This window comes from Mesorhizobium sp. CCNWLY176 (genome assembly GCF_037153935.1).
GTDB lineage: Bacteria > Pseudomonadota > Alphaproteobacteria > Rhizobiales > Rhizobiaceae > Mesorhizobium_M > Mesorhizobium_M zhangyense.
This window is the reverse complement of sequence record NZ_JBBBDZ010000009.1, coordinates 228,628-237,348: the sequence shown is the minus strand read 5'-3', so window position 1 is coordinate 237,348 and position 8,721 is coordinate 228,628. Positions and strand designations below refer to the sequence as shown.

Below are 8,721 nucleotides of genomic sequence, written 5' to 3'. Positions count from 1 at the left end.
ATGCAATTCGTCATTCTCGACCTCGTGAGCGAGGAACGAGCGGAGAGTGTCGGGAATCCATGCCGGAACGGAGAAGAGCTTCCACGGTGCAGAACGCATAGCTTGGGGCTGCCGACCATTGTTCAGGACAACCTCCACTACCTTGCGGAAGACGACTCACCCAGCGCAGCCTCCACTACCGCCGCAATGGCGAGAAGGCGGTTGTCTTCGCCGTGGCGGGCGAAGAGCATCAGGCCGGCGGGGAGGCTCATGCCGGGCATGGGCAGCGAGATGGAGGTCAGGTCGAACTGGTTGGCGAGCTGCGGGTTGCGCAACAGAAGGCCGTCGGCGCGGTCCTGGAGCGCACGATCGTTTTCGAGCGGCGCGATTTCGGGTGCTGTGATCGGCACTGTTGGCAGCGCCAGGACATCGAGTGGAGCGAGGCGCGCGTCCATGGCGCGGGCGAGTTCGTTGCGGCGCTTGATCAGCTTAATGTAGGCTGCGGCGGACACCGACAGGCGGCGCGCCAGCGGTCCGGCGACGCGCGGATCGACCCGTGCTGCCAGTTCGGGGTCGGCCAGCCAGTCGGCATGAACCGATGCTGCTTCGATGCCCGCTATAGTGCCATCTTTGGTGGCGTCGATCATGGCGCTGACGAGATCGTCTATTGCGTGATCGATCAGGCGAGCGCCGGCTTTCTCGAGCAAGTTCAGCGATCGCTGAAAGCCGCTTGCTACGGCAGGCTCCAACCCTTCGAGGAGGCTACCCTTCGGCACGCCGATGCGCAGACCCGCAAGCGGCAGGGGAGTAAGTGTGGCTGGTTCCCCGCCCGCCATGATCGAGTCGGCCAATGCGCAATCCGCAACGGTGCTCGCCAGCGGGCCGACCGAATCCAACGTGAAGGACAGTGGAAAGACGCCGTCGAACGGGATGCGGCTTGCCGTCGGCTTGAAGCCGACCACGCCGTTGAGGGCTGCCGGGATGCGCACGGAGCCGCCGGTGTCCGAGCCGATGGCGATTTCGCTGGTGCCTTCAGCTGCAGACACGCCGGCACCGGAAGACGAGCCGCCGGGAATGCGGGTCGGATCGGCGGCGTTGCCCGGCGTGCCGAAATGCGGATTGATGCCGACGGCGGTGAAGGCGAATTCGGTCATGGCCGTCTTGCCGATGATAACCGCGCCGGCCTGGCGGAGGCGGCGCACTATGAGCGCGTCCCGCTCTGCCGCCGGTACATCGCGGCGGATGGCAGAACCGGCAAGGGTGGGCTCGCCGGCGACGTCGAACAGATCCTTGATCGAGACGATTTTTCCATCCAGCGGCCCGAGCGAGACGCCGGCCTTGTCGCGCGCATCCGAGGCGTCGGCGGCTGCGCAGGCGGCCTCGGGATAGAGTTTCGTGAAGACGCGTTCCTCGCCAGCGCGGGCAGACAGTCGGGAGAGGATGGTGTCGAGGCGGTCGCGTGATGAAGGCATGGCTCTCTCGGCTTGCTTCGGCCCCCAGCCGTTCGATACAAGGGCGCAGGCGGGTCATAAGGTGCATAGGCTGCCCTTCGATTCAACCGGGTCCGTGAAGAATCGATTGTGGCAAGCGGAGCGCCAGACAGGACAAACGCCGCAAGAAACGGGAAGCATGATGCAGAAGACGATCGAGACGATAAAGGGCAATGACGACGCGATAAGCTATGAATTTCCCGTTTTTCGCATCGCCGGTTCTTCGCCGGATGCGCCGTCGGCCTATATCCAGGCGGCCTTGCATAGCGACGAACTACCCGGCGTGGTGGCGATCGACGCGCTGATGCCGAAGCTGCGCAAGGCGCAAGCCGAAGGCCGGATGCGCGGCGCGCTGACCATCGTGCCGCGCGCCAATCCAGTCGGCCGGGCTCAGCAGTTTTTCGGCGCGGCGCAGGGCCGCTTCCATCTCGGCACGCGGACCAATTTCAATCGCGACTTTCCCTTGCTTGCCCGGCCGGACGCCGGCCTGCTGCCCGGCGACGACAGACCGATGAATGCCGACCAGCGGCTCAAGGCCCGGCTGCTGAAGCTGTCGCTCGGGCACGACATCGTGCTCGACCTTCACTGCGACGACGAGGGGCTGCCCTATCTCTACGTGCAAAAGGAACTTTGGCCGGCGATGGCCGACTGCGCTGCCTGCATGGGCGTCGAGGCGGTTATTTTGTGGAGCGACGCTTCCGGCGCTTCCTTCGATGAGGCCGCGCTCTACCCCTATCTGCAACTGCCGGCCGGGGAAGCAAAGCTGGAGCGGCGCGCCGTGACCACGGTGGAGTATCGCGGCATTCTCGATGTGGACACCGGCCATGCCGAGGCCGACGCCGAGGGGCTCTATCGACTGCTGGTGGCGCGCGGCGTGGTCGAGGACAAATCGGTGATTACGCCCAAGGAATTCAAGGGCGAGGTCGCGCCGATCGATCATATCGACATGGTGCCCTCGCCCTGCGCCGGTGCAGTCCTCTACGACGTCAAGCCGGGCGACCGGGTGGCGGCAGGCCAGCGCATTGCGACGATCGTCACGGCGCCGGGCGAGGAAGGCGGGCGCGTGGAGGTGCTTGCGCCGCAGGCGGGTTTCATCCTGACGCGGCGGTCCTCACGCGCGACACTGGCGGGGGGCGATCTGGTCAAGCTGGTGGGCGACCGTCGCAGCGCTGATGCACGATCGGGCGCGCTGGAGGCGTAAAACTAGAGCATGAACCCGAAAAGTTGCAGACTTTTCGGACAAGATCATGGCTCAGAATCAATACGCTAGAGCGAGATAGCGATTCAACGAGAAATCATCTCGCTCTAGCCGGCGTGGCGCAGGCTGACGCCGCTGGCGCGATCGAACAGCACGACCTTGTTCGGGTTCCAGGCAAACCGCACCGCATCTTCGAGCGCGACGTTAGTGCGGGCAGGAACGGTGGCGCGCAGCATGGTGTCGCCTACGCGCAGGGTCAGGATCTTTTCGACGCCGTGATTTTCGACGTCGTGCACCCTGGCCTCGACCGGCGCGCCGGCTTCCAGATGCAGGTCCTCCGGGCGGATACCGAAGACGAGCGGGCGATCCCCTTCCGCCGCGCTCGTCCCGGTCGCCCCCGCAAAGGGCAGTTCGAAATTCTTCTGCGTCATAACGGCCTTGCCCGAACGCAGTGCGCCCTCGATCAGGTTCATCGGCGGCGAGCCGACGGAGCGGGCGACGAAGGTGTTGAGCGGGTTGTTGTAGATCTCGTTCGGCGTGCCGACCTGGACCAGATGGCCTTCGTTGAGAACGCCGATCTTGTCGCCCATCGACATCGCCTCGATCTGGTCGTGGGTGACGAACAGGAAGGTCGCGCCGAGATTGACCTGCAGGTTCTTGAGTTCGGTGCGCAGCGCCTCGCGCAGCTTGGCGTCAAGCGCCGATAGCGGTTCGTCCATGAGGAAGACGCGCGGCTTGCGCACGATCGCGCGACCGATGGAAACGCGCTGCATCTCGCCGCCGGAGAGGCGGTCGGTCTTGCGGTCGAGCAGATGCTCGATGCGCAGTGTCTTGGCGACGCGGTTGACGCGCTCATCGATCTCGGCGCGCTCGAGGCGGCGGATTTTCGCCTTCAGCGGGAATTCGAGATTTTCGCGCACGGTGTAGCGCGGATAAAGCGAATATTGCTGCAGCACCAGCGCTACGTCGCGCTCGGCAGCCCCCCACGGACCGACATCGACGCCGTCGATGAGGATGTTGCCCTCGGTCGGCGTTTCAAGCCCGGAGATGAGGCGCAGCGTCGTTGTCTTGCCGGCCCCCGTCTGGCCGAGGAGGACGAAGAATTCGCCGTCCTGGATTTCGAGGTCGAGGCCCTTGAGCGCGGTGTGTGCGCCGAACTTCTTGGTAATGTTCTTCAGCTGGATATGGGCCATCAGAGCCGAACTCCGAGCGAATTGCCGCTCTTGGTGTCGAAGAAATGCGCCTGGGTCGGGTCGATGCGGGCGAAGACCTTGTCGCCGGCGCTGGCGACGAAGCCGCTGCGCGTGCGGGCGCGCAGCATCTGCGAGCCGAGCTTCAGGTCGACGATATCGTAGGAGCCGAGCGGCTCGATGATCTGCGCCTCGACCGGCAGGAAACCTTCGCGCGCCTGATGCTCAACCATGACGCCTTCCGGGCGGATGCCGAGCGCCAGGCTGCCATTGGCGCCCTTGAGGCGGTCGATCTTGCCGAGCAGTTCATTGGGGAAAGCAAAGCCCTTTTCGGCGCCGTCGACGGTGACGCGGGCCGAACCCGCCTCCTCCGAGACCTGGGCCTTGGCGATGTTCATGACCGGGCTGCCGACGAACTGGGCGACGAAGAGATTGGCCGGGTAGGAATAGACCTCCGATGGGCTACCCACCTGCTGGAGAATGCCTTCATGCATGATGACGATGCGGTCGGCGAGGCTCATAGCCTCGACCTGGTCGTGGGTGACGTAGATGGTGGTCGAGCCCTGCTCCACATGCAGGCGCTTGATCTCGGCCCGCATCTCCTCGCGCAGCTTGGCGTCGAGTGCGCCGATCGGCTCGTCCATCAGCATGGCCTTCGGCCGGCGAACCAGTGCGCGGCCGATGGCGACGCGCTGCATATCGCCGCCGGAAAGTGCCGACGGCCTGCGGCTCAGGAGATCGGTGATGCGCAGAACACCGGCGATACCGCGCACTGCCTTGTCGACCTCGCTGCGGCTCATGCGTGTCGCCCGCAGCGGAAAGGCTATGTTCTCGTAGACCGTCATGTGCGGGTAGAGCGAGAAGGACTGGAACACCATGGCGATGTCGCGGTCCGAGCATTTGAGATGCTGCACCGCCTGGCCGTCGATGAGAATGTCGCCCTCGTCGATGGTCTCCAGACCGGCAATGGCGCGCAGCGTCGTCGTCTTGCCGCAGCCGGACTGGCCGAGCAGCACGATGAACTCGTTGTCCTCGATCTTGAGGTTGAGGTCCTTGATGACCTGGACGGCGCCGAAGAATTTCTGGATGCCGCGAAGCTCGATCTGGGTCACGAGTGGCCCTCCTTGCCGCGCGGGCCTTCCGCTTCGGTCACCACCTTGGAGCCGAACCAGTTGGTGCACATGAAGGTTATCAGGCCGACAATAATGACGGTCAGTCCATAGCGATGCAGGAACAGGTTCCACGGCTGGCACAGGGCGATAATGCCCAGCACCATGACGATCTCGGCTATGCGCTGAAGAGTATCGCTGCGGATCATTTGCGGATCGCTCCGAAGGACATGCCGCGCAGCAGGTGGTTGCGCAGGAGGAATGTGAAGATCGCGACCGGCAGCAGGAACAGGAAGGTTCCAGCCGCGATCACCGTCCAGTCTGGCAGGCCGGAGCCGACCTGCGACGGGATGAAGGGCGGCGCGGTCTGGGCGCGGCGGTTGGTCATGATCAGCGCGAAGGCGTATTCGTTCCAGGCCGTGATGAAGCAGAACACTGCGGTGGCGGCGATGCCGGTGGCAGCTTCCGGCAGGACGATCTTGAAGAAGGCCTCCATGCGCGTATAGCCGTCGACAAGGGCCGCCTCCTCATACTCCTTGGGTATTTCGTCGATGAAGCCCTTCATGAGCCAGACCGAGAAGGAGAGATTGAAAGCGGTGTAGAGGATAATCAGGCCCCAATGCGTGTCGTTGAGGCCGACGGCGCGATACATCAGGAACATCGGGATGGCCACCACGACGGGCGGCAACATTCGCGTCGACAGGATGAAGAAGAGCAGGTCCGCCTCGCCCTTCACCTTGAAGCGCGAGAAGCCGTAAGCGGTGAAGGTGCCCATGCCGACCGCGAGCACGGTCGAGGTGATGGCCACGATGAGCGAGTTCAAGAAGCGGCTGGGATAGCCCGAAAGCTGGACCTCGCCCTTGCCGGAACGCACAACCTTTTCACCGCCATCGAAGACGAGACGTTCCCACCACGGGGCGGCGGCATATTCTTCCGGCGTCGGGGCCGAGCGCAGTTGCGCGCGCTTGGTGAAGAGCTTCACGAAGGGCGAAATCTCCGGCTCGAAGACCACCGTCGGCGGTATCGTGGTCGCCAGATTGCGCGGCTTGAAGGCGGTCGAGGTGATCCAGTAGATCGGCGCCAGGAAGATCAGCGTCACGATCAGGACAATGACGACGGCAAAGCGGTTGAGCGCGATTTCGCTGCCGGTGCGAACTGCAGCCATCTCAGCGCTCCTTCACTTTGTTCAGGTACTTCACGTAGATGTTGGTGATGGCGATGACCATGATCAGCACGATGTAGGCAAGCGCGCAGGACCGTCCGGTCTGCCACTCCTGGAACGCCATCTTGTAGAGCCGGATCGATATGACCTCGGTCGTCGGCTGGCTGCTCAGGATGTAGGCAAGATCGAAGGTCTTGAAGGCCTCCATGGTGCGGAAGATGACGGCAATCATCAGGATGGGTGCTACCAGCGGCAGCGTGATGCGGAAGAAGGTGTAGAACGAGCCGGCGCGGTCGATGGCGGCGGCTTCGTAGAGATGCTTTGGCACCGCCGACAGGCCGGCGAGCGACAGCAGCATGACGAAGGGCGACCACATCCAGATATCGGTGATAGCGACCGCGTAGAGCGCCATCTTGGGATTGGCCAGCCACTCGAAATTGCCGAGGCCCAGCGCATAGTTGATGACGCCCCATGACGGGTCGTAGAGCAGCTTCCAGAACAGGCCGACGACGGCCATGGACAGCATCATCGGCAGGAGCAGCAACGTCGTGATCAGCCCCTTGAAGGGGATGTCGCGGTTGAGCAGCATCGCCACGCCGAAACCGACCAGCACCTGCCCCGTGACCGAGACGATGACGTATTGGGCGGTGATGGCGAAGTTCGACCAGATGAAGGGGTCGTTCAGAAGCTCGCGATAATTCTGCAGGCCGACGAAATTGGCCGGCGCGTTGGTTGAAGCACGGAAATCGGTGAAGGAATAATAGAGCGAGTAAAGCAGCGGAAAGATGTTGAAGACGATCAGAAACAGGATCGTCGGGATGATGAACAGGTTGCGGATCGAGATGTCGCTCATGCCGCGGCTGGCTGCACGCGTGCGCTGATCGAGCGTGGTCATGACTGCTGTCGCCAAGAAACTCTCCTCCTCCGAGAGGCTTCCGATATTTTATCCGCCGCATCCTACGCTGTTGCCGCGCCTTGATGGATCTGGCGAAAGAAAAGGAGGAGGCGCTTTAGGCACCCCCTCCAAGGGGTATAGGTGTTTACTGACCGCGGCCGTATTTGGCGAAGGTCGCCTTCCAGTCGCCGGCCAGGGCGTCGAGCACTTCCTTCGACGAGCCTTCGCCGCCGACGATGTGCGGATAGAGCCGCTGGTTGAGCTGCTGGAGCAGTTCGGCATATTCCGGCACCGCCCAGAAATCCTTCACCTTGAACATGGTCTCGTAGAAGGCCTTGTTGTAGGGCGTCGCGTTCTGGAATTCGGCCGATTCAAGCACGGCCTTCGAGCAGGTGTAGCCGCCAAGTTCGGCCCACTTCTTCTGGGTATCGTCCTTGATGAACCATTCGAGGAATTTCAGCGCCTCTTCCTGGTTCTTGGAATAGGACACGATCGAGATGCCCTGTCCGCCAAGGGCTGCGAACTGGTCGCCATCCGGCCCCGGAGGGTTGGCGAAGAAGCCCGTGTTCTTGGCGTGCGGATTGGTCGCCTCGTTGAGCAGCGAGGGGAAGAAGGCGAAGTAGTTCATGCTCATTGCCGCCAGGCCTTCGGTGATGGCCTGGTTGTTTTCGACGAAGAAGGTCTTGGCCCAGCCCGGAGGCGTGAACTTGTAGAGCTCCTTGTAGGCGTCGAGGGCAGCGACCGCCTTGTCCGAGTTGATGATGCCGTCGACCTTGTAGGTCGTGTAATCGCCAAGCTCGCCGCCATAGCTGAACAGCGCGTTTTCGAAGCCCATCGCCATCGCGTCATAGGAATTGTCGGTGTAGATGGCGATGCCGTAGCGCTTCTCGTCCGGGCGATAGAAGAACTCGGAAATGTCGCGCAGCGCCTTCCAGTCCTTCGGCACGTCGAGTTCGTAGCCATATTTGGCCTTGAAGGCTTCCTTCTCCTTCGGGTCCTCGAACCAGTCCTTGCGATAGGACCAGCCGACGGCGTCACCCTCGAGCGGGATAGCCCAGTACTTGCCGCTATTGCCGGGATATTCGGCATAGGACTTGACGGTGGCGGGCGCCATGACCTCGCCGAGATTGTGCTTCTTGAAGAAGTCGGTCAGGTCGACATAGTGACCGCCGGTCGAGCCGGCGCCGAGCCACTGCGAGTCACCGACGACCATGTCGTAGGCATCGCCCTTGGCATTGAATTCGGTGAAGGTCTTGGTCTGGAAATCGGCCCAGGGCGTCGTCTCGACGGTGACCTTGACGCCGGTTTCGGCTTCATACTGGTTGACGAGTTCCTGCAGGTAGTTGGCCGGATCCCACTCCGCCCAGAAGATGGTCAGTTCCTGTGAGAAAGCCGAAGTGCTGCAGGCTAGCGATAGGCCGATGCCGGCAAGCAGGCCGGTCAATGTCTTGCGCATTATGCGTTCCTCCCGTGGTGCGCAACTCTACCTCTTGGTCGGGCAGCGCGCGGCGCTGCTCCGGGTAGTCTTTCAGTGCTGCTGCTTTGGGTCGCGGTCCTCCTCGACCTGCCCTGAACCGATTTAGGCGATGATGCCCAATCCGCTCCTCCTATGCATCTGGTATTACCAATTGGCGCTTTGCCGTCAAGTGGTTTCTTTGTGAGGACCAGAGCTCAACTCGGCACGACTTCAGAAGAATT

At 62.6% G+C, this 8,721-nt stretch carries 8 protein-coding genes; 1 reads left to right on the top strand and 7 read right to left on the bottom strand.

The genetic code is table 11. From position 1 onward, the window contains the following. Positions 1–137 precede the first annotated feature (137 nt). Positions 138–1,451 carry an amidase gene (locus tag WBQ96_RS17075; protein WP_336551590.1) on the bottom strand — a complete coding sequence of 438 codons (1,314 nt, stop codon included), beginning with the start codon at positions 1,449–1,451 and terminating at the stop codon, positions 138–140. Positions 1,452–1,611: 160 nt separating this feature from the next. On the opposite strand from WBQ96_RS17075, the gene WBQ96_RS17070 reads away from it, so the two are divergent. Then, a complete protein-coding gene (locus tag WBQ96_RS17070; protein ID WP_336552151.1) occupies positions 1,612–2,670 on the top strand; it encodes a succinylglutamate desuccinylase/aspartoacylase domain-containing protein in 1,059 nt (352 codons plus the stop codon). Between the two features lie 104 nt (positions 2,671–2,774). On the opposite strand, the gene WBQ96_RS17065 is transcribed toward WBQ96_RS17070, so the two are convergent. The 6 genes from WBQ96_RS17065 to WBQ96_RS17040 all read right to left on the bottom strand — a co-directional run bounded on the left by WBQ96_RS17065 (position 2,775) and on the right by WBQ96_RS17040 (position 8,479). After that, positions 2,775–3,860: an ABC transporter ATP-binding protein gene (locus WBQ96_RS17065; protein WP_336551591.1), complete on the bottom strand. Its 1,086-nt coding sequence runs from the start codon at positions 3,858–3,860 to the stop codon at positions 2,775–2,777. After that, positions 3,860–4,969: an ABC transporter ATP-binding protein gene (locus WBQ96_RS17060; RefSeq protein ID WP_336551593.1), complete on the bottom strand. Its 1,110-nt coding sequence runs from the start codon at positions 4,967–4,969 to the stop codon at positions 3,860–3,862. Before WBQ96_RS17060 ends, WBQ96_RS17065 begins: the two co-directional genes overlap by 1 nt. Further along, positions 4,966–5,175, bottom strand: a complete 210-nt coding sequence (locus tag WBQ96_RS17055; protein ID WP_336551594.1) for a hypothetical protein — start codon at positions 5,173–5,175, stop codon at positions 4,966–4,968. The genes WBQ96_RS17060 and WBQ96_RS17055 overlap by 4 nt, the downstream gene beginning before the upstream one ends. Then, positions 5,172–6,131, bottom strand: coding sequence for a carbohydrate ABC transporter permease (locus tag WBQ96_RS17050; RefSeq protein WP_336551595.1), 960 nt, complete (start codon positions 6,129–6,131; stop codon positions 5,172–5,174). Before WBQ96_RS17050 ends, WBQ96_RS17055 begins: the two co-directional genes overlap by 4 nt. Position 6,132: 1 nt before the next feature. After that, positions 6,133–7,038, bottom strand: coding sequence for a carbohydrate ABC transporter permease (locus tag WBQ96_RS17045; RefSeq protein WP_336551596.1), 906 nt, complete (start codon positions 7,036–7,038; stop codon positions 6,133–6,135). A 130-nt stretch (positions 7,039–7,168) separates the two neighbouring features. Continuing rightward, positions 7,169–8,479, bottom strand: coding sequence for an ABC transporter substrate-binding protein (locus WBQ96_RS17040; protein WP_165119606.1), 1,311 nt, complete (start codon positions 8,477–8,479; stop codon positions 7,169–7,171). Between the last annotated feature and the right edge of the window lie 242 nt (positions 8,480–8,721).